Genomic DNA, 21,484 nt, shown 5'->3' on the forward strand with positions numbered 1-21,484 from the left:
TGTCATGAGCACAAGCCTTGACATCGCGGTGAATGGAACCAACTCGCCAGATTTCGACAATGTCCGGCGCGCATTCGCACTGAATTTCCTGGAGAACGACGAGCTGGGCGCCGCGGTCGCGATCTGGGTCGACGGTGAACTCGTCGTCAATCTGTGGGCGGGCTGGGCCGATGAGGCGCGCACGCGTCCCTGGACTGAGGACACCTTGGCGCCGGTCTACTCCGGGACCAAGGGATTGATGAGCACCTGCGTTCATATGCTCGTCGAGCGGGGCGTGCTGGATCTGCATGCGCCGGTCGCGCGGTACTGGCCCGAATTCGGCCAGGCCGGTAAGGAATCCATCACGCTGGCCATGGTGCTCGGGCATCGGTCGGGCGTGATCGGACCGCGCACCCGGCTGACGCCGGAGCAGGCCGCCAACTGGGACGAGGTGTGCGAGCACATCGCGAGGGCGACGCCGTGGTGGGAGCCTGGAACCGCGCAGGGTTACCACATGGCGACGTTCGGTTTCATCCTGGGTGAGGTCGTCCGCCGGACCACCGGTCAGACGCTCGGGCAGTTCCTGCGTACCGAGATCGCCGAGCCGTACGGACTCGACGTACATGTCGGACTGCCGCACAGTGAGCACCACCGGTGCGCGGAGTTGATCAACAAGCCGTACCTGCGCGACGTATTCCGCGGTGCTCCCGGCGAATTCGACTGCATGAGTGACCACCCGCTGGCGGGCCCGCTTATCTCGGGTGATTTCATCCCCGACGACGAGATCGCCCGTAAGGACATTGCCCTGTGGCGGGCGCTGGAGTTCCCCGGGACCAATGCCCACGTTTCGGCGCTGGGTCTGGCCACCTTCTACAACGCGATGGCGCTCGGCAAGCTGCTCAGCTACGACCACATGGATGTGGTGCGGGTGTCGCAGGGCGGGTTCGATCCCGATGTCGTGCTGGGCCCCCGGGTTGCCAACCACGGATGGGGACTGGGCTACATGCTCAACCAGCGCTGCTATGCCGGGCCCAACCAGAAGACGTTCGGGCACGGGGGGTCTGGTGGTTCGTACGCCTTCGTCGACCTGGAGCACCGCATCGGCTACTCGTACGTGATGAACCAGTTCGATGTGACCAAGGCTGATGCCGATCCACGTAGCGTGCGTCTGATCAATGAGCTCTACAGCACGTTGGGGGTGTCGCCGGCGGGAGAGTCGCTGTGACGGCGACGATTCCGGAGGTGCACGCCCCGCCGCGCACCACAACCCTGCCGATCTCTCATTTGGATTTCGTCGATCAGGCATCCTTCCTGGGGCTGCGTGCCACCGAGCTGTCCACGCTGGGACAGATGGTGTGGGTGTACGAACGCGATGTCGACGCCGACCGGTTGCGCAGATTCCATGCCAGCCTCGGCCAGGGATTGTTCGGCCGCCGGATCGAACGTTCCCGGGTGCCTTTTGGCCGTCATCGCTGGGTGCTCGATCCGGCGTGCCATCCCATCGACGTCGAGCTTGCGCCACTACCGCGGGCCGAACTGCAGGATTGGGTGCACCGGCATGCCCAGCTCCCCATCGATCCCGAGCACGGTCCGTCCTGGCGACTTGGCGTCACCCGGTTCACCGATGGTGCCACCGCGGTGAGCCTGGTGGTCTCGCACAGCATCGCCGACGGCGTGGGCATGTGCCGGGCCATCGCCGATGCGGTCAACGATGCGGCAGTCCCGCTGGGCTACGAGACACCACGGGCACGCAAGCGATTGCGTAGCGTGCGGGAAGACTTGCGGCGTACCAGGCGTGACCTGCCCGAGACCGCACGGGCCTTCCGTAAGGCCACCAAGATGTTGAGCGCGAGGCGCCAGGACATCAAACACGCGGGCCGGCCCGCGGCCGAGGTGCGTATCGAACAGATCCCGGCGGTGACCGTGTATCTGGACGAAACCCACTGGGACACACACGCGCGTGGTCGTGGCGGTACCAGTAACTCGCTAGTCAGTGCGTTCGCCGCTCAGCTCGCCCTCAAGGTGGGCAGGCTCGGCCCGGACGGCCGGGTGACTCTCTCCATGCCCGTCAATGAGCGTACTGATGGTGATTATCGTGCCAACGCCATGACCTCGGTGATGTTCGCGGTAGATCCGGCGGATCTGACCACCGATCTACGCGGAATCCGCAGTGCCACTAAAGAGGTGCTCTCCGGTCTGCAGGACGCACCCGACGAAAAGTGGGCGCTGTTGCCGCTGACTCCGTTCATCCCCAAGGCTGCCGCGCGCCGATTGGCCGATGTGGCACTGGAATACGGTGACTATCCGGTGGGGTGCTCGAATGTCGGGCCGCTGGACCCCGATGTGAATCGCCCGGACGGGACCCACGCCGATTACGCCTACTGCAGACTAGCCGAGCAGCGGGTGCGGCCGGACAAGGTGCTGAGCACCTACGGGCAGCTCTTCGTCGCATCGGGGAGAGTCAACGAAAGGATCTTCCTGGCCGTTGTCGCGTACCAGCCCGGTGTGATCGAGACACGCGCCGATCTGACCAGCTTGCTGACCGAGACGCTCGACGATTTCGGTATGCACGGGGTGATCGAGTAGTCGTGGCGGACAACACAGGTGGTATCTACGGACTGATCGCTCGGATCGTCCGGAAGGCCCCTGTCGCCGTCATCGGGGTATGGATCGGCCTGGCTGCCATTTTGGCGCTCACGGCGCCCTCGCTGCAGAAGGCCATCGAGGACCACCCGGTCGATCTGCTGCCCAAGGATGCTCCCGTCATGGAGACCACGCGGCAGATGGTCGAGTCGTTCCGGGAGTCCGGTGCGCAGAACATCCTGCTGATCGTCCTCACCAACGAGAACGGGCTGACACCCGCCGACGAACAGACCTACCGGGTTCTCGCGGCGCGAATGCGTGAAGACACTCGCGATGTGAGCATGGTGCAGGACTTCATCACCAAACCGATGCTGCGCGAGATGATGTCGAGCACCGATGGCAAGGCGTGGTACCTGCCGGTGGGGTTGCAGGGCGAGCTTGCCACCCCCGAATCCGGTAAGGCGTATGTGGGGGCCCTCAAGATCATCAAGGACGCCACCGCGGGCACCACGCTGAACGCCTTTACGACGGGGCCGACCGCCACCGTCGGCGATTTGACGGTGGTGGGAGAGCGCGACCTGCACAAGGTCGAAATAACCACGGCTGCTTTGGTTCTGCTTATCTTGCTGATCGTCTACCGCAATCCGGTGACGATGATGCTGCCGCTCATCGTGGTGGGTGTCTCGCTGGGCATCGCCCAGGCGGCCGTCGGGGGACTGGCGCAGATGGGTCTGAGTATCTCGAATCAGACGCTGACATTCATGACCGCGATGATGATGGGTGCGGGTGTCGACTACGCGGTCTTCCTCATCAGCCGATATCACGAATACGTCAAACAGGGTATGGATTCCGACAGTGCGGTGACCGCTGCGCTGGAATCCATCGGCAAGGTGGTCGCGGCATCGGCGGCGACGGTGGCGGTGACCTTCCTGGGTATGGGCTTTACCAAGCTGGGGATCCTGTCCACCATCGGTCCGGCGCTGAGCGTGTCCATCCTGATCGCATTCGTGGCATCGGTGACCTTCCTGCCGGCGGTGCTGATCCTGGTGGGGCGCCGCGGCTGGGTGAAACCGAGAAAGGCTTACGCCAACAAGATTTGGCACCGCTCGGGAATCAACATCGTCAAACGTCCGGGTACGCATCTGGCGGTCAGCCTGGTCATTCTGATCATCCTCGCCACCTGCGGGGCGATGGTGAAGTTCGGATACGACGACCGCAAGAACCTGCCCTCCTGGGCCGATAGTAATCAGGGTTACGCCGCGATCGAGAAGCACTTCCCGGTGAATTCAACGCTGCCGCAATACCTCTACATCAAGTCGCCTCATGATCTGCGCACCCCGCGCGGGCTGGCCGACCTGGAGCAGATGGCCGCGCGGGTGAGCCAGGTGCCCGGTGTCGACAAGGTGCGCGGTATCACCCGGCCCACGGGTGAACCGCTGGAGGAGGCCAAGCTCTCTTACCAGGCCGGTGAGGTTGGCGGGAAGCTGGGCGATGCGTCGAACCTGATCGATGCCCGCGCCAGGGACTTGGACAAGCTCGCCGCTGGTGGACACACGTTGGCCGACAAGCTCGGTGAGGTCCGCGACTCGGTGAAGAACTCGTTGGGCACTGCGCGCGCACTGGTCGAGGTGCTGGCCCAGCTGCGTGGCAGTGGGAGGACGGGCACCCTCGCCGATCTGGACTCGGTGGACAAGCTGGTCACCAGCATGCATTCCCTCGGCGATGCCATTGAGGCCAACGCCGAGGGTGCCAGTGAGGTGTACGGCTGGATCGAACCCGTCGCACGTGTGTTGGTCGGCAACCCGGCCTGCGAGATGGACCCCGCGTGCCGCTCCTCGCGAGATGAGATGAACAAGTTCCTGGAGACCAAACAGGATGGCACCAGGGACAGAATTGTCGAGCTCGGCCGTGAGTTGAAGTCCGTCGACAATGACAAACAGATCAGCTCGACCATTGCCCGGCTGCGCACCGCGCTGAACGCCATCGACACGAACCTGCGGCGGTTGGGTCTTTCCGACTCCTACGGCATTCAGCAGAAGTTCGCCGAAGTCCTGACCGGAGTCAACTCGCTGGCCGATGGCAGCGCACAGCTGGCTGAAGGTGTGCAGATGTTGGTGGACCAGACCAAGCAGATGGGCGGCCAGTTGGGCGATGCCTCAACGCTCTTGGTCGCCGCCAAGCGTGATGCGGCCCCCGGATCGATGTCCGGCTTCTACATACCGCAGCAAGTGCTCACTCAAGATTCCTTCAAGACCGCTGCGGCAGCGTTCGTTTCGGCCGACGGGCATGCGGTGCGCTATCTGGTGCAGAGCAACCTGAATCCGTTCAGTCCCGAAGCGATGGATCAGGTCCGTGCCATCCAGGATGCGGCGCACAGCGCACAACCCAACACGACGCTGTCCGATGCGTCCATCTCGATGGCCGGGTTGTCGGCGATGTACAACGACATCCGCAACTACTACAACCACGACTTGCGGTTCATCATCGTGCTGACGGTCATCGTGGTGTTGCTGATCCTCGTGGCGCTGCTGCGGGCGATCGTCGCACCGCTGTATCTCATTGGCTCGGTGATCATTTCGTATGCCTCGGCGGTGGGCATCGGGGTGATCGCATTCCAGTTCATCGGTGGACAGCCGCTGAGTTGGAGTGTGCCGGGCATGGCGTTCATTGTGCTGGTCGCGGTGGGCGCGGACTACAATCTGTTGTTCATCTCGCGCATTCGCGACGAGTCGCCCGACGGCATCCGCTCCGGGGTCATCAAGACGGTCAAGTCGACCGGAGGTGTGATCACCTCTGCCGGAGTGATTTTCGCGGCGTCGATGTTCGGCTTGCTGATCGGCAACCTGCAGTCGATGGTCGAGGCGGGCTTCATCATCGGGATGGGTCTGCTCCTGGATACCTTCCTGGTGCGCACCATCACCATTCCCGCTTTGGTGGTGCTGTGTGGGCAGGCCAACTGGTGGCCGTCGGCGATCGTGGAACCCTGGTTCCAGAAACATTTTTCGCGGTCGAAGGCCGATGTTCGGGATGTGGCGTCTGCCGAAGTGGACGAGGCCGATTGTCCTAGCGGCGATCCGTTACTCGAGGAGCCGCTGATTTCCGTTTCCCGCGAAGCCGAGCTCGCAGGCCGTCGATGATGATCGCGAGTCCGTCCTCGAAGTCGGCGTCGAAGTCGGGCTGGTAGAGCTCGGAAAACGCCTGTGCCACCATGGGATGCGCGATCAGGTCGACGTGCTCTCGCAGGTTCTCCTCGCTGTAGGGATTCGATTCCGGATACTCGAAGCCGTCGCGAGTCTGCTGTTCAATGGTAAATCCGATGGTGTAGTGAAAGATCGTCGGTGTCAGGCGCGCGGCGTCACGCAGGGTGAACCCGGCCTTCATCATCACGTTGAGCATGGGTTCGGTGATATCGGCCGCGCGCGCAGTGGCCGTGCCGGCGAGAATCCTGGCCCCCTGGTGATACCGCAGCATTTCGCGACGCAGTACGCGCGCGGCCCCGGCGAGGAATTGATCCCACTCGGGCGTCGATAGATCGAAGTTCTTCACGGCATCGCCGAACATCTCGTCGGCCATCGCGTCGACAAGGTCACGCCGGTTCTTCACATGCCAATAGAGCGCAGGTGCCTGAACGTCCAGGGCAGCCGCGACGGACCGCATGGTCAAGTTCTCGGAGCCGTGGCGGTCCAGCAAGGCCAGGCCGGCCCGCGCGATGGTTTCGCGATTCAAAATCACATTGACACCTTAACAGCGTTAAAGTAATTGTGGAGTCAATGCCAATAACGACGTTAAGGAGCACTATGACCGAGCATGCAGTGGTCGTCGCGGGCGGAGGCCCGACCGGACTCATGCTGGCGGGTGAGCTGGCCCTCGCCGGTGTCGACGTTGCGGTGTTGGAACGTCGGGACAGTCACGAGGAGGTGGGATCTCGTGCGGCGGGAGTGCATTCACGCACGATCGAGGTGTTCGATCAGCGAGGGATCGCCGAGAGGTTTCTCTCCCAGGGGATGACCGGCCAGGTGACGCACTTTTCAGGCATTTTCATGAGCATCGAGGACTTCCCCACCCGTCACCCGTACGCACTGGGTCTGCTTCAGCATTACACCGAGAAGACGCTGGCGGCCTGGATCGCGGAACTCGGGGTACCGATCTATTACAACGCCGAGGTGGTCGGATTCACCCAGGACGACTCCGGTGTGGACGTGGCGCTTGCCGACGAGCGTGCGATGCGCGGGCAGTACCTCATCGGATGCGATGGCGGACGCAGCGCCATCCGCAAGATCGCGGGGATCGGGTTTCCCGGCCATGACCCGTCCTGCTCGGCGATGCTGGTCGATGCCGAGATCACTGAGCAACCGCTCGAGTTCGGGCTGCTGCGCAAGCCCGGTCAGGCCTTCCTGGCCATTCTGCCGTTTGAGGAGGGGTGGTGCCGACTGGTCTTCAGTACCGACCTCTCCCGGCTCGGAACCGAACCGACCCTGGAGGAGGCGAAGGAAGCGCTCATCGCCATCGCGGGCACGGATTTCGGTTTGCACAGTCCACGCTGGATGTCCCGGTTCTCCGATATGACTCGCCAGGCCGACCGGTACCGTGACCGGCGCCTGTTCCTGGCGGGCGATTCCGCCCATATCCACTTCCCGTTCGGCGGACAAGGACTCAACACCGGTGTCCAGGATGCGGTGAACCTGGGGTGGAAGCTTGCCGCGGTGATCAAGGGAGAGGCCCCGGACGCACTGCTGGACACTTATCACTCCGAGCGCCACCCGGTGGCGGAACGGGTGCTGCACAACACCATGGCCCAGACCCCGCTGTCTGAGGCGAGCCCGCGGATCGATGCGTTGCGTGACATCGTGTCCGATCTGCTGGCCATGGAAGAACCGCGCAAGCGCATCGCCGGCATGATGAGCGGCCTAGATATCCACTATGAGGTCGGTAGGCATCAGGGCACAGCGCATCCACTGCTGGGTCGCCGCATGCCGGACCTCGACGTGGTGACCGCAGAGGGGCCGACGCGCGTCTACCCATACCTGCACACGGCCCGCCCAGTGCTGTTCAACTTCGGAGAGTCGCAGAGTCTGCGCCTCGATGGATGGGCCGACCGAGTTCAGCTGGTGGACGCGAAATACTCAGGTGCATGGGATCTTCCGGTGCTGGGCGAGGTGACGGCACCGGATGCGGTGCTGGTGCGCCCCGACGGGTATGTCGCCTGGGTGGGCGAGGGTTCCGACGCCGGCCTTGTCGAGGCCCTCACCCAATGGGTGGGATCGCCCGTCCCGGCGTAATGTTGCGCGGGTGGCCGAGACGCTGGAGTTCGGAGTCTTCATCCCGCAGGGCTGGCGCCTGGATTTGGTAGGCATCGCACCCGAGGATCAATGGACCGCCATGCGCGATCTGGTCCGCTACGCGGAGGACGGTCCGTGGGACTCGGTATGGGTCTACGACCACTTCCATACCGTGCCGGTGCCCACCGACGAGGCGACCCATGAGGCGTGGACGCTGATGTCCGCCTTCGCGGCCGTGACCTCGCGAATCAAACTGGGGCAGATGTGTACGGCCGTGGGATACCGAAACCCGGTGTACCTGGCCAAGATCGCCGCGACAGTGGACATCATCTCCGGCGGGCGCACCCAGATGGGCATCGGCGGCGGCTGGTACGAGCACGAGTGGCGCGCATATGGCTATGGCTTTCCGGGCGCCGCCGAGCGTCTCGGCAGGCTGCGCGAAGGGGTGCGCATCATGCGTGACGCCTGGCGCGACGGGCGCGTCTCTTTGGACGGCACCTATTACCAGGTCGATGACGCCATCGTCGCCCCCAAGCCCCTGCAGTCCAAGGGAATTCCGCTGTGGATCGCGGGTGGCGGAGAGAAGGTGACATTGCAGATCGCGGCGCGCTATGCGCAGTACACCAACTTCGGGCAGTCTCCCGAAGAATTCGAGCACAAGTCGAAAGTGCTTGCAGCGCACTGCAAAGACATTGGCACCGACTTCGATGCCATTGTCCGGAGCGCCAACATGAACATCGTCATCGGAGCCGATGACGCCGAGGTGGCAGATCGGCTGGCGGCCATCAGGGCGCGGCTCGTCCCGGTCATCGGCGAGGACGTCGCCCAGGTCACGGTCGGGAATCTTGCCGAAACGGCGGGAACCCCGGAACAGATCGCGGAGCGTTTGGCGGAGTTCCGCCGGCTGGGGCTGGGCTATGCGATATGCAATTTCCCGGAAGCGGCCTATGACCGTTCTGGAATCGACTTGTTTGTTCGCGAGATAGTCGCCAGCAGTTCATAGTTGAGTCGATTGGTCAGTCTGTCTATTGCAGATTCATCGCCGGAGAATATCGCTTGAACGAATGCCCTGGTGAATTGATTCAACCCGGGAGTACTTTGCGCGTGAATCGTTTTACGCCTGTTATCGGACAGGGTATTCACACGCATGAGAGTTCTGCGGTTCTTGGCTGTCGTGGCCGTCCTGGCGGCCATCGGGATAACATTTCCCTCTGTCTCGCCTTCTGGAAAACCTCCGGCGACTCCTTCGAGTTCTATTCGGTCTTACAGATGGGGCCGGGCGCGGCCAACCCGCTGTGGCGTCTACGGACATCCGGCTGGACGAGCAGGCCGATCAGGCCTGCGCCCAGCAGCAGTAGGGCCCATTGTTTACGACCCAACCGATACCGTAAGTTACGGGAATGCCTTCGCTTGACGCAGTCGATGAAGCCTTCCTGTCCAGCGCTCCCGTGAGAGCGAGCCACACCATCTCCGTACCGGTATCCGCCGACACGGTGTGGCGTGAGCTGACCAACGACACCACGCTGCGGTGGTTGGCTCCGGGTATCAGGGTCGTGTGGGGTAACCCGCGCGCCGGTGTCGGTGCTGTCCGCAAGATCGGGCCCGCTGTGGGTCCGAAGGTGAATGAGCACTACTTCCTCTGGGAGGAAGGACGGCGGAAGGCGTTCTACGTCACGAGCATGCCGGTGCCGGTGCCTGGCCTGCGTGCCTTCGCCGAGGACTATGTGGTGACTCCGACGGATCGTGGTGCCGACTTCACTTGGGCATGGGCCATCGACGGCACTGGCCCGATTCGCTATGCCACCCCCGCGGTGAGTGCCATCGTCGGTTTCTCGATGAAGCGCACCCAGAGATACTTCGACAAGATCGCCGCTGCCGGGAGGTAAGCGTTCGCCCGTACAGTGGATCCGTGCGCACGCTCGTCCTGCTTACGGTGATCCTGGTGGCGGCCGCCTGTGTGCCTGCCCGGAACGAGACGGATGCGGCGGCCCAAAACCCTTGCGATGTAGGTCAATACTGGACGCGCTACTACAACAACACTGATCATTCCGGCACCGCGGTGCTCGCCCGATGCGAGTACTCGGTCGGCGGGAACTTCGCGGCATCTCCAGCGCCGGGTGTGCAGGCCGACGGTTTTTCGGTCGATGCCGTCGGTTCGCTGCGATTCCCCGTGACGGGCGAGTACCAGATTGCCTCGATGAGCGGTGGCATTGTCGGGCGAGTGTGGCTCGATGACGAGCAGATCTTCGATCACGCCAACACCCGTGACTGGGGTACCGATCTGGCCACGCGCACCGTCCAGGCTGGTGTGCATGCGGTCCGGGTCAGCTACTCCAGCGCGAGTGGCCCTGCGGTACAAGAGTTCTCGGTGTCCCAAGTGGCGCTGGGCCCGGAGTCTGCGAACGGCAACTTCTTCGCGGCTAACTCATTCTTGAATCAGCCGCTGCCGCCGAACCCGGCGATCGACCCTCGGTCGGCGAAGTGGGTTGCCGCGCTGATGCATCATCCCGATGTCAAAGCAATCGACGTCAACGAGGACATCTGGACTACCGCCGTCTATCACGCACCTGCGGGCACTCCCACCCGGACGGTCGCCGTCCGCAACAGCGGGAAGTCGATCGACATCCCGTATCTGCCCCATTATCTGCCCACGCAGGATGTCGACGCGCATCTGGCAATCATCGACGACATCAACGGATGTGAATACGAGTTCCAGTCCTTCACACCGGATTCGATGTCGGCGATCGCACAGGCCACCTATCGGGTAGACACAGGATCGGGCGGGCATGTCAGTGGACCCGCGCATTCGGGAGGTGAGCTGTCCTACCTCGCGGGGTTGATCACGCCGGAAGACGTACAGGCCGGAGTGATCGATCATGCGCTGCGGTTCGCGATCCCGATCAACGCACCCGCCTACGTGTACCCGGGTACGCGGTCGGACGGCACGATTCCCGATGGGGTGCCCGAGGGGATCAGAATTCAGCTTGATCCGTCCCTGGACTTGCGAACGTTGAACCTGACCCCCTTCCAGCGGATGGTTGCGGAGGCGCTGCAGAAGTACGGGGCGTTTGACGCCGACGTCGCGAAGACCTTCTCGCTGACCGCGCGCAGCGTGATCGACGGCACCCGCTACTCCACCCGGATCGACGATCTGCCGCGGGAGCTCATCGGGCATATCCGGTTCCTGACGCCGTCGATCAGCTCCACGGATATCCAGCTCGACACCGCCGTGGACAACGGATGCCGGCAGCAACACTGATCTGGTAACGCTGATACCCTGCTTTCGGTGTCGCGACGGGCTGTGGCTGCTTACGAATCGTTTCTCGCTACGAAGAAGTTCGGGGCGCTGGACGGCTTGCGGGCACTGAGTGTTCTGGCGGTGATCTGGCACCATACGTCGGGAACGCCCGGTCCAAGGATCTCGCACAGCGGATTCATGGGCGTCGACTTCTTCTTCGCGATCAGCGGCTTTCTCATCACCACTCTGCTTGTCCGCGAGCGTGATCGCACCTCCGCCGTATCGCTGCGAAACTTCTACGCACGCAGGGCATTACGTATCTTCCCGCTGTACTACGCGGTGCTGGCCCTGTACGTCCTGCTGGTGTTCGCCACCGAACGCGATACGCCAAAGGGCGAGCGATTCTTTGGGGACCTGCCGGCATTCCTGACCTATACCGTCAACTGGTTCGTGGACCTGTCCACTGGCGCGTCGGTACCGTTCTATTTTTCCTGGTCGCTGTCCGCCGAGGAACAGTTCTATCTGTTGTGGCCGCCGCTGTTGGTCGGGGCCCTGGTGCTGAGCAAGGGAAAGGTCTGGGCACCGCTCGTGGTGCTCTTCGCACTGGTAGTGGTCTCGGCCGGAACCGGCGTCTTCTTCGATGCGCGGGTATTGCCGTGGCGCATCCTGGCGAGCTTGTCGTTGCCCATCCTTCTCGGAGCGGCTTTCGCGATCTTCGTCAACACCCGCCGTGGCTACGCGCGGGTCGCCGCGGTGCTGGGCTGGTGGTGGTCGGCCCCTGCGGTGTTTGCGGCGATGATTGCCGCGTTGTGGTTCGGTGCGCCACCATGGTCGATCCAGATCCTCATGGTCGTGGCCGTCGTCGCGGTTTCCATCCGCGAGAACACCCTCATGCATCCGGTACTGAGCTGGCGACCCCTCGCGTTCATCGGTGTGATCAGCTACGGCATCTACTTGATGCACATGTTGTGCGCCAATGTCGTACGCCGAATAGTCCACGAGGAGCAGGGGCTGACGCTCTGCGCGGGAACGACGATCCTCGTTATCGCCGTTGCCTATCTGAGCTTTCGATACTTCGAGACGCCCCTGTTGCGCATCAAGCGCCGCTTCGAATCATCCGCGGAGCGGGCCGGAGACCAACTCTCCAGGGCCTCGGACGGTTAACCGATCGCAGGTCCGAGAAGATCGTCGGCGTCGGTGATCCGATAGCCATAGCCCTGCTCGGCCAGGAACCGCTGCCGGTGTGCTGCGTACTCGGCATCAAGGGTGTCGCGGGATACCACCGAATAGAAGTAGGCCTGGCCGCCGTCGGCCTTTGGACGCAGCAGCCGCCCAAGCCGCTGCGCTTCTTCTTGGCGCGAGCCGAACGTGCCCGAAACCTGAACAGCCACAGCTGCTTCCGGTAGATCGATGGAGAAGTTGGCTACCTTGGAAACTACCAGGGTGGCGATCTCGCCCCGACGGAATGCGTCGAAAAGCGCTTCACGTTCGGCGTTCTTGGTAGAGCCCTGGATCACCGGGGCATCCAGCTCGGTTCCCAGTTCGTCGAGCTGATCCAGGTAGGCGCCGATGACCAGAGTCGGCACTCCGGGATGGCGGGCGAGAATCGACTTCACCACGTTGATCTTGGTGTGGGCCGTCGAGCACAGTTTGTACCGCTCGTCGGCCTCGGCGGTGGCGTAGATCATCCGCTCGTTCTCGGTGAGGGTGACCCGTACCTCGATGCACTCGGCGGGGGCGATCCAGCCTTGGGCCTCAATGTCTTTCCACGGCGCGTCATAGCGCTTGGGGCCGATGAGACTGAAGACATCGCCCTCGCGGCCGTCCTCTCGAATGAGGGTGGCGGTGAGTCCGAGGCGGCGCCGCGACTGCAGATCTGCCGTCATCCGGAACACCGGAGCGGGCAGCAGATGCACCTCGTCGTACACGATCAGGCCCCAGTCCCGGCTGTCGAACAGTTCCAGGTGGCGGTACTCACCCTTGGTGCGCCGGGTGATCACCTGGTAGGTGGCGATGGTGACCGGCCGGATCTCCTTGCGCTCGCCGGAGTATTCGCCGATCTCCTCTTCGGTCAATGAGGTTCGCGCGATGAGTTCGCGTTTCCACTGCCGCCCGGCCACGGTATTGGTGACCAGGATCAGGGTGGTCGCCTGTGCCTTGGCCATCGCGGCGGCGCCCACCAGCGTTTTACCGGCCCCGCAGGGCAGCACCACCACACCGGAACCGCCCGCCCAGAACGAGTCGGTTGCCATCTGTTGATAGTCCCGGAGCTCCCAGCCATCCTCGGCCAGGCTGATCGGGTGGGCTTCGCCATCGACGTATCCGGCGAGATCCTCTGCGGGCCAACCGATCTTGAGTAACATCTGCTTGACCCGGCCACGCTCGCTGGGGTGCACCTGCACGGTGTCGTCATCGATACGGGCGCCGAACATGGGGGCGATCTTCTTGTGTCGCAGCACCTCTTCGAGCACTGCGCGATCCAGGCTCACCAGCATGAGGCCGTGCGCGGGATGCTTGACGAGCTGGAGGCGCCCGTAGCGGGCCATGGTGTCGACGATGTCCACCAGCAGCGGCTGCGGTACCGCGTAACGGGAGAAGGTGACGAGGGCATCGACCACCTGCTCGGCGTCGTGCCCGGCGGCACGCGCGTTCCAGAGCGCCAGCGGGGTGATGCGATAGGTGTGCACGTGCTCGGGTGCGCGTTCGAGCTCGGCGAAGGGGGCGATCGCCTGGCGCGCCGCGTCCGCCTGGTCGTGATCGACCTCCAGCAGCACGGTCTTATCGGACTGGACGATCAGCGGTCCATCGGTCATTCGATCCAGGATAGTGATGCCCGGGGACATTGGAGGGTGCTGTGTGCCCTGGCAGATTGCTGCGGTGACGACACCTCAAGACCGCAGCACCCTGGCCGAGATTTGGCAGCACCGGTCCGCGTTCTACGACCACTACGCCGCGGCGCCGACGAAAGAAGGGGCGAATGCCATCTTCCGCGCGGGGTCGTTTTGGGAACGTATCCGGTTGACCAGTAATTTCCTCGCCTTTTCTTTGGTCCGATCCACTTCTTCGTCAAGGGAATGTGGCGCAAGGGCCTGGTGCTACTCGGGATCAGTGTCGGTCTCGGCGTCGTGCTGGGGGCGGTGGGCGCCTCCGGCAGCGTGACGCGCGCGTTCTCATTCGGCTTTGCTGCGCTGTTTATGGGCATCGCCAACCAGGCCTACTACTTGCACTGGGTTCGCCATAGCGAGTCATGGAATCCGTTCGAGGGCGTCCGCTGACGCGGAGCTGATCGACAGTCAGGACGGCGGCGAGACCGCGGTGATGCGGTGAATCGCGAAGTCTCGGATCCGCCCCGCCGCGGTGTCGAAGGCCGACAGCTGCCCACCACGCACGCTGATCGGATTGACCACTCGCGAGGACGCCACCCCGGCCGGGTCCACGTACCCGATGAGTACGCTGGTCTGGGCCTTGGCGGACTGCTGTAGCAGCGCCACCGCCTGCGACGGCTCGATGCGGATGCCGTCGTGATCGCCCGCCGCGCGCAATGCCTTGACCACTGCGGCGGCCGCGGGCTCACTGAGTACCGGTGGCGTCCAACCCATCCGGTGCGGCTGGGGAGTAACCCGGGCGCGGTGTGCCCGGAACTCCACGATGTTTCCGGTGGCATCCTCGGCGGCGGGTGCGAAGCCCGCCGCGCGCAGCCCAGCCACCAACTCGGCCAGCGGGGCCAACGACACCGCGACGGTGGGGGCCAGCAGCCGCAGCCCCAGATCCTCCGCCAGAACCGACGCCATCACCTGCGTCAGCAGGGCCACGTCATCGCAGCGCAGAAACGAGCTGGCCACGCCGGCCCGAAGCTGTCCGTGCCGTCGCGCGACATCGTCGATGAGATAGGTCAGCGATTGGGGGACAGGGGTTTTGGAGCGCGAACTGAAGAAGCTGTGCAGTGAGGTGGCGGTCCGCCCCGAATCCAGCGCACGCCGGATACTCGCGTCGCTGACCCGGAAAACACTGGCTGCACCCGCTGATTCGAGGTCCGCCATCGCGGCCAGCTCGAGCTCCACGTCGCGTGTCAGTGGGCCGGGCGCGACGACCGTCAGATCGGCCTGCACGAGGAAGTGGTCGATAGGAGCGGGTAACGCCTTCTCCATCGCGGCCAGCGTGGCCGCCTCGTCGCCACTGCTGTCCAGGAACGTACGCACGTGTGTCGTCAACGCGCCACGCCCGATCACACCCAACGTCGTCGCCTCGAATAACAGTGCCGTCACCGGTTCCACGCCCAGCCGTGCGCCCCAGCGCGGACGGCGCCACCGCATCACCCGGGATGTCTCTTCGGCCCGCAACCCCTCCCCGGGCTTCAGCTCGCCGAGGATCTCCAAGAGCAGCCTGCGGTCATGGGGTGCCGCCGTCGACCGTAGCGAATCCGAAAGGGCCGCTATCGGTTTGTCCTCGCTGGTGCGCTTGCCGATCAGATCGGGACGGGCCGCCAGCATCAACCACGCCGACATCAGCCGAAACCAGCGGGTCGCGGTCGGCAGCTCGGCGAAGCGGTCGGCCTGCGTGGTCGGCGCCCAGTGCCAGCCCTCGGCGTCGGTTTGCGCATCGGGGTCACCCACTGCGATCAGCTCGGCGGCCGCCAGCACCTCCAGCAGCAGCCCCATCCGGGTGTCGTCGATACCCGTCGCTTTCGCCAGCCTTTTGACCTCGCGCACGCCCAGGCCACCGCTGCGCAGCTGAGGAGCGGGGTTGACCCCGAGCTCATCGAGGAGCAGTCCCACCTCACGCAGCAGATCAAGTGCCGCCCCCGCGGCAGCGGCGTTGGCTTCGGCCTGGGTCGCCGTCGTCGTCTCGGTGGTCGGTGGCTGCAGCCGGTCGGGCTCCTCACCGCGGAGCAGCTGTGCCACGAACCGGGGCAACAGCACCGTCTCGTCGTCGATCCGCTGCAGCAGGCCGACCGCGAGCAGCCGCTGTACCGGACGATCTGCCGGAGCATCGGGTGCGGCGTCCCGAGTGCGGCCGATGGGAGATCCCGTGATGAGTGCCTGCAGCAGCTCCATTCCGCGCTCGTCGGTCGCCGCCAACGCGGCGCGGGCCGCGTCGTAGGAGTCGGGGGTCTGCTCGCTGATCACCTGCCCGACCACCCAGGGCAGCCCCAACCGTGTCTCTCCCGCCAGGTGCAGCTCGCGATTTCCCCACACCAGCGCCAGCTCGCGCAGCCGGTCCAGGGTGGCACGTACCTGCAGTTCAGTGGCGCGACCGTCGACCTGGGCGAGCACCTCCGAGATCGGAGTACCGGTGACGTCTGCACGAGCCACCAGCAGTGCATCCAGGACCGCCAAGGTCAAAAAGTCCAGGTTGTCGGTGGCCGCGCGTACCGATTGGCGCGACAGCGCCCGGCCCGCCAGAGCCGCCAGCGACCCCGGAGGTGGCGACGCCAAATCGGGTCGCAACCGGACCAGCCGCACCAACTGTTCGTCGGGCAGCTGGCGCAGCCAGGTATCCAACGCCGCATCGTCACTCATCAGACACCAGCGTAGAGGCGGGTTGGGTTCGCCGTTGTGCTCCCGGCCTGCCACAATGGCTTCGTGGCTGACAAGAAGCAATACGTCGACAACGGCTGGCCCGCACATGTGGACGGTGAGCACGCCGTCTCCGAACTCGCGGCCGACCGCACCGGAGCCCTGTCACCCTTCGGTGACATCGAGTTCCCGGTGCAGTCCGTGCCCTACGTGCACCCCGTCACCGTCATCAACAAGTAACGGTGTCCGACGGTCTTGGCGATAGCGGCTCATCACCGCCTGACCGTCTCTCTCATATAGACGAGCACGGGTCCGCACACATGGTCGACGTGTCGGCCAAACAGGCCACCGCCCGCGAGGCGGTCGCGGCCGGACGCTTCGTCACCACTCCAGAAGTCCTGAAGTTCCTGGCCGACGGCACGCTGCCCAAGGGTGATGCCATTGCCACAGCCCGGCTGGCCGCCATCATGGCCGCCAAACGCACCAGCGAGCTCATTCCGCTGTGTCATCAGATACCGCTCACCGGCATCGACGTTGACTTCGAGATCGAGGCCAGCACAGGATCCATTCAGATCACCGCCACCGCGCACACCAACGACCGCACCGGGGTCGAGATGGAAGCGTTGACCGCCGTGACGGTCGCCGGATTGACCTTGCACGACATGGTCAAGGCGGTCGATCCGGCATCGCGCATCGACGACGTCCGAGTGTTGCGCAAAGAGGGCGGCAAGACCGGAACATGGACCCGACCCTGAGGTCTGCGCGGGTGATCGTGGCCTCCACTCGGGCGGCCACCGGTCAGTACCCCGACAAGACCGGACCAGTTATCGTGGAATGGCTTGGGGCACAAGATTTCCATGTTGAGAAACCGATCGTCGTGCCCGACGGCGGCGCGGTGGGAGCGGCGATCCGCACCGCGGTTTCCGACGGAGTTTCGTTGGTCATCACCACCGGCGGCACCGGGCTCTCGCCCACCGATGCCACACCCGAACAGACCGCCCCACTGCTGGACTACCAGATCCCCGGGCTGGCCGACGCCATCAGACGCTCCGGGCTGCCGACCGTGCCCACCAGCATCCTGTCCCGGGGCGTGTGCGGAGTCGTCGGCCGCACCATGGTGGTCAACCTGCCCGGCTCCACCGGCGGGGTGCGCGACGGACTTGCGGTGCTCGACGGCGTGCTCGGCCATGCACTGGACCAGATAGCCGGGGGTGATCACGTATGAGTGCTAGCGTCTCCCGTGCGCTGGTGACCGCGGAACGCATCTCGCTGATCGAGCACGAGCACCTGGTCGATCACGAATCTGCTGGGGCCACAGTCGGATTCGTGGGCAATGTGCGCGACCACGACGGCGGCAAGACGGTGCTGCGGCTTGAGTATTCGGCACATCCGTCGGCCCAGCAGGTGCTGACCGATGTGGTGGAGCGCATCGCCGCTGAAGCAGAGGGCGTGCGCGCGGTGGCGGTGAGTCACCGCATCGGCGCCCTGACGGTCGGGGAGGCAGCCTTCGTGGTGGCGGTGAGTGCCGACCATCGACGGCAGGCATTCGTCACGTGCCAGCGCCTCGTCGATGACGTCAAGGCGGCGCTGCCGGTATGGAAGCACCAGTTCTTCGCCGACGGCAGCAACGAATGGGTGGGGTCGGCCTGAAAAATTCGGGCCCCGATTGGGGTCTGGTGTAGGCGGCGCGCGTACTCGCGGGCCGCCGGCTGTAGTCCTACGCCCGTTCGGCGATGACCGTGTACACGGGGATGTAGAGCAGCGGATCGTCGAGATCTTGTTCCAGTCGCTCTAGCCGCTCGGGGTCTCCGCGGTAGGTGCCGCGAATCGCGTTGAGGAACTCGGCCTTTGGTGCCGCCATTGTCGTCGGGTTCAGCTGCAGCACCGTCCATCCGTTGGCAGGCAGCACCTCTTCGATCTCCTCTGCCTGCTGTGCGTTCTGGAACGGGGTCGGGATGCCGTGCACGCTGGCCTGAGCGAAACACCATATATACCAACGTGCTCCGGGGCGTGCGGCCCGGTGCAGCGCGCTCGCGTACTTCGCGTGTCCCTCGTGATCGAAGCAGTGGTACACGCCGCTGTCGATTACGGTGTCGAACTGTGCATCCCAGCCGTCAAGTTCGGTGGCGTCGGCGACCTGGAAGTCGACGGTGACGCCGGCGGCGGCCGCCCGGCCCTTGGCCTGTTCGATCGCCGAGGGGGAGAAGTCTAGTCCGGTGACGTTAAAACCTTGCTGAGCAAGATAAATGGCGTTGTCGCCAAGGCCGCAGCCGACATCCAGGATGTCTCCGCGGATCGCGCCGAGCAGGGCCAGCTCCTTGATGCGTGGTTTGGCGTCCTTGGAATCCCACGGGATGATGGGCCCGCCGTCCTTGACGCTCTCTCGATACAGATCCTCGAAGATGTTCTGGGTTGGTGCGGTCATGATGTTCAGCCCCTTTCCGCGATGATATTGAAGAACGGCATGTGGATCATGTCGTCGTCTAGCTGCTGGAGACGCTCAAATGTCTTCTGTGCTTCTTCGGCCACACCCGGCCGCTGATAACGCTCACGCATACCGGCAGGCATCTGCTCCGGATCGATACCGGCCGGCGCGGCGCCGATGAATGCCGTCCGGGATCCGAGATATGTTGTCCGGCCGAAGTATTGGATGTTCCAGTTGGCTTCGGACAATACGCTCTTGATCTCTTCGGGATCTTGCACGCCGAACGGCATCGCGATGCCGTTCACGGTGCCATCGCCAAAGCAGGCGATGAACCAGCGCGCCCCCGGGCGGGTGGCCCGGTGCAGTGCCTTCGCGTACTGCTGATGGCCGTCGTGATCGAAACAGTGATAGACGGCGCTATCGATCACGGTGTCGAACTGTGCGTCCCAGCCGTCGAGCTTGGTCGCGTCGGCCACCTGGAGGTCGACTGTCACACCCGCGGCGGCGGCGCGTTGCTTTGCCTGTTCAATGGCCGAAGGGGAAAAATCCAGGCCGGTGACCGAGAGGCCTTGCTGGGTGAGATAGATCGAGTTCTCGCCGAGACCACAGCCGATATCCAAGATGTCTCCGCGCAGCGCGCCATAGGCGGCGAGCTCTTTGATTCGTGGTTGCGCGTCCCTGATGTCCCAGGGCACGCCCGCCGCGGGGGCGCCTTCGAACATGGGTTTGCCGTTGTAGACCGCTTCGAATGCTTCGTGACTGGGAACGTCCGGGGGAGTGGTCGGTGCCGTCATGACCACCAACGTACGCCTCGAAGCCGGGACGTCAACCCCCTTGACAAGGGGCCTACACTTCCCGTCGAAAAGGTTACCCCGCAACGACAATCGCCCCGACCGTGAGGGCCGGGGCGATTATCTAGGTACGGGTTAGCGCTGCGCCAGGGCGAGGATTGCGTCGCTGGCCTTGACATCCTGCGTCTGCATGGCGAAGACGATGTCCTTCAGGTAGGACACTCCACGACTGTCCTGGGGAGTGACATCGGTGGTGCCGGGAGGCAGGTTGTTGGGGTCGGGCAGATGCCGCACCACACCGGCGACGGCGTCAGGGTTCAGCGTGCCATTGGAGGCAACCGGACCGGCGTCGAAGGCGGCTTTGCCGGCGGCGAATCCGATATCCGCCGCGTCCGGGACACCCGCGGGAAGCGGGATCTCGGGAGCTGCCGCGGCGGGTGCCGGGGCAGGCTCGGGGGCGGGTGCCGGCTCGGCGGGCGCCGGGCCGGACTGGAACTCGTAGGGCAGGACCTGGTCCTCGGCGGCGGGGGCTTCGGGAGCCGGGACCTGCTCGGGGGCGGGTGCCTCGTCGACGACAGGGGCCTCCGGTGCCGGTGCGGCGATGACCTCGGGAGCCGGGGCTTCCTCGGCCGGAGCCACGGGCTCGGGCTCGGCCGGCGCGGGACCGGACTGGAACTCGACGTCCTGGGCCTCGGGGGCGGGCGCCTCTTCGGGGGCCGGGGCCTCCTCGACAATGGGCGCCTCGGGGGCCTCGGCAACGAACTGCTCGTCGGCTTCGGGAGCCGGAGCGGGCTCGGGGGCCGGGGCGGGCTCAGCGGCCGCCTGCTCCTCATGGTGCGCGGCAGGCGTGACGTTCGCGGCGGGGGCGGTCCGCGGGGTGGAACCGGACAGGCCACGGCCGCAGACTGGCCAGGCGCCACGGCCTTGGCCCGCGAGTACCTTCTCGGCGATCGCGATCTGCTGTTCCTTGGTGGCCAGGTGAGCGGACGGGGCGTACTGGCCGCCACCGCTGTTGATCCAGGTGCTGGGCGAGAATTGCAGCCCGCCCTGGTACCCGTTACCGGTGTTGATGGCCCAGTTGTTACCCGATTCGCAGCGCGCGACCTGGTCCCACTCGCCATCGGTGGCTGCTGCGGCCGTCGCGGCCATCATCAGACCGCCACCGACAAGGCCTGCACCTGCTACCGCGACCTTGGCCGCTTTAGCGCCCGCCTTGGTGGGCTTACTGTGCCGTCCACTCATATGTCCGTCGTATTCCTCTCTGTGACGCACCTGCGAGGTCAGCTGTCGGGTTCGAACGAGAGGTCGCTCGGCCCGGTTGCCCGGGCTTCACCCCAAGAACCATGGAGGTTCGTGCTGGAGATCGAGATCTCCGGCGGTTGGGTTCCCCGCCTCCGTCCCTTGGTTTACCGACGAGGTGCCACACCCGAGGGACGGAGCTCGGTGCGCGGGTATGGACTGCGGATGACGGTACGTGCCCGCGCGCATCTCGTCATGTTGGACATTCCCCGGTGTTTCGTCCACGACAGGGTGGGTTTATTCCCGCCAGTGGTGAGGTCTCCGCAGGTTATTGGGCAGCTCCACCACCCCGTGTCCGCGCCGTGACCATTCTGTGACCTTCGGATGTGTGTCGTAGATCACGAAATTGTCCGGGGATCTCTATATGCAACTCT

The 21,484-nt window shown here is 64.5% G+C and carries 18 protein-coding genes, 1 pseudogene and 1 riboswitch; of the genes and pseudogenes, 13 read left to right on the top strand and 6 right to left on the bottom strand.

What is annotated here, in order from left to right; genetic code table 11:
* Positions 1–4 precede the first annotated feature (4 nt).
* From B4383_RS18470 to B4383_RS18480, 3 genes are read left to right on the top strand one after another with little or no spacing between them, the layout of a single operon-like run.
* Positions 5–1,204, top strand: a complete 1,200-nt coding sequence (locus B4383_RS18470) for a serine hydrolase domain-containing protein (RefSeq protein WP_078292804.1) — start codon at positions 5–7, stop codon at positions 1,202–1,204.
* Complete coding sequence (locus B4383_RS18475; RefSeq protein ID WP_078292803.1) at positions 1,201–2,565, top strand: hypothetical protein; 1,365 nt, start codon at positions 1,201–1,203, stop codon at positions 2,563–2,565. Before B4383_RS18470 ends, B4383_RS18475 begins: the two co-directional genes overlap by 4 nt.
* A gap of 2 nt (positions 2,566–2,567) precedes the next feature.
* Positions 2,568–5,699 carry an MMPL family transporter gene (locus tag B4383_RS18480; protein WP_078292802.1) on the top strand — a complete coding sequence of 1,044 codons (3,132 nt, stop codon included), beginning with the start codon at positions 2,568–2,570 and terminating at the stop codon, positions 5,697–5,699.
* Here the strand turns inward: B4383_RS18480 and B4383_RS18485 are convergent.
* Positions 5,626–6,294, bottom strand: coding sequence for a TetR/AcrR family transcriptional regulator C-terminal domain-containing protein (locus B4383_RS18485; RefSeq protein ID WP_078292801.1), 669 nt, complete (start codon positions 6,292–6,294; stop codon positions 5,626–5,628). The two genes, B4383_RS18480 and B4383_RS18485, sit on opposite strands and share 74 nt — an antisense overlap.
* Before the next feature lie 65 nt (positions 6,295–6,359).
* Between B4383_RS18485 and B4383_RS18490 the strand changes: the two genes are divergently transcribed.
* The 5 genes from B4383_RS18490 to B4383_RS18510 all read left to right on the top strand — a co-directional run bounded on the left by B4383_RS18490 (position 6,360) and on the right by B4383_RS18510 (position 12,243).
* Entirely contained in the window at positions 6,360–7,841 is a 1,482-nt protein-coding gene (locus B4383_RS18490; RefSeq protein ID WP_078292800.1) for an FAD-dependent monooxygenase, read from the top strand.
* Positions 7,842–7,863: 22 nt separating this feature from the next.
* A complete protein-coding gene (locus B4383_RS18495; RefSeq protein ID WP_078292846.1) occupies positions 7,864–8,844 on the top strand; it encodes an LLM class F420-dependent oxidoreductase in 981 nt (326 codons plus the stop codon).
* A 397-nt stretch (positions 8,845–9,241) separates the two neighbouring features.
* Entirely contained in the window at positions 9,242–9,727 is a 486-nt protein-coding gene (locus B4383_RS18500) for an SRPBCC family protein (RefSeq protein ID WP_078292799.1), read from the top strand.
* A 23-nt stretch (positions 9,728–9,750) separates the two neighbouring features.
* A complete protein-coding gene (locus B4383_RS18505) occupies positions 9,751–11,100 on the top strand; it encodes a PA14 domain-containing protein (RefSeq protein WP_176126683.1) in 1,350 nt (449 codons plus the stop codon).
* Positions 11,101–11,127: 27 nt separating this feature from the next.
* Complete coding sequence (locus B4383_RS18510) at positions 11,128–12,243, top strand: acyltransferase (RefSeq protein ID WP_176126685.1); 1,116 nt, start codon at positions 11,128–11,130, stop codon at positions 12,241–12,243.
* Here the strand turns inward: B4383_RS18510 and B4383_RS18515 are convergent.
* Entirely contained in the window at positions 12,240–13,892 is a 1,653-nt protein-coding gene (locus B4383_RS18515) for a DNA repair helicase XPB (RefSeq protein WP_078292845.1), read from the bottom strand. The two genes, B4383_RS18510 and B4383_RS18515, sit on opposite strands and share 4 nt — an antisense overlap.
* A gap of 64 nt (positions 13,893–13,956) precedes the next feature.
* On the opposite strand from B4383_RS18515, the pseudogene B4383_RS18520 reads away from it, so the two are divergent.
* Positions 13,957–14,354, top strand: a pseudogene (locus tag B4383_RS18520) (DUF2628 domain-containing protein).
* A gap of 18 nt (positions 14,355–14,372) precedes the next feature.
* On the opposite strand, the gene B4383_RS18525 reads toward B4383_RS18520, so the two are convergent.
* Complete coding sequence (locus tag B4383_RS18525; protein ID WP_139360873.1) at positions 14,373–16,598, bottom strand: helicase-associated domain-containing protein; 2,226 nt, start codon at positions 16,596–16,598, stop codon at positions 14,373–14,375.
* A 63-nt stretch (positions 16,599–16,661) separates the two neighbouring features.
* On the opposite strand from B4383_RS18525, the gene B4383_RS18530 reads away from it, so the two are divergent.
* From B4383_RS18530 to B4383_RS18545, 4 genes are all read left to right on the top strand, one after another.
* Complete coding sequence (locus B4383_RS18530; RefSeq protein WP_099051525.1) at positions 16,662–16,835, top strand: hypothetical protein; 174 nt, start codon at positions 16,662–16,664, stop codon at positions 16,833–16,835.
* A gap of 80 nt (positions 16,836–16,915) precedes the next feature.
* A complete protein-coding gene (gene moaC, locus B4383_RS18535) occupies positions 16,916–17,350 on the top strand; it encodes a cyclic pyranopterin monophosphate synthase MoaC (RefSeq protein WP_286143828.1) in 435 nt (144 codons plus the stop codon).
* A complete protein-coding gene (locus B4383_RS18540) occupies positions 17,335–17,820 on the top strand; it encodes a MogA/MoaB family molybdenum cofactor biosynthesis protein (protein ID WP_078292794.1) in 486 nt (161 codons plus the stop codon). The genes moaC and B4383_RS18540 overlap by 16 nt, the downstream gene beginning before the upstream one ends.
* The gene (locus B4383_RS18545) at positions 17,817–18,245 is read left to right on the top strand and encodes a molybdenum cofactor biosynthesis protein MoaE (RefSeq protein ID WP_078292793.1); all 429 of its coding nucleotides are present in this window, start codon (positions 17,817–17,819) and stop codon (positions 18,243–18,245) included. Before B4383_RS18540 ends, B4383_RS18545 begins: the two co-directional genes overlap by 4 nt.
* A gap of 67 nt (positions 18,246–18,312) precedes the next feature.
* Here B4383_RS18545 and B4383_RS18550 read toward each other — a convergent pair whose 3' ends face one another.
* The 3 genes from B4383_RS18550 to B4383_RS18560 form a co-directional block, all read right to left on the bottom strand.
* Entirely contained in the window at positions 18,313–19,020 is a 708-nt protein-coding gene (locus B4383_RS18550; RefSeq protein WP_078292792.1) for a class I SAM-dependent methyltransferase, read from the bottom strand.
* A gap of 5 nt (positions 19,021–19,025) precedes the next feature.
* Positions 19,026–19,820, bottom strand: a complete 795-nt coding sequence (locus B4383_RS18555) for a class I SAM-dependent methyltransferase (protein ID WP_078292791.1) — start codon at positions 19,818–19,820, stop codon at positions 19,026–19,028.
* Positions 19,821–19,946: 126 nt separating this feature from the next.
* Positions 19,947–21,053 (bottom strand): transglycosylase family protein, encoded by a 1,107-nt coding sequence (locus tag B4383_RS18560; RefSeq protein WP_078292790.1) that lies wholly within the window; start codon positions 21,051–21,053, stop codon positions 19,947–19,949.
* 10 nt (positions 21,054–21,063) lie between these two features.
* Positions 21,064–21,241, bottom strand: a riboswitch (cyclic di-AMP (ydaO/yuaA leader).
* Positions 21,242–21,484 lie beyond the last annotated feature (243 nt).

The organism is Mycobacterium sp. D16R24, assembly GCF_002013385.1.
In the GTDB taxonomy this organism is placed as follows: Bacteria; Actinomycetota; Actinomycetes; order Mycobacteriales; family Mycobacteriaceae; genus Mycobacterium.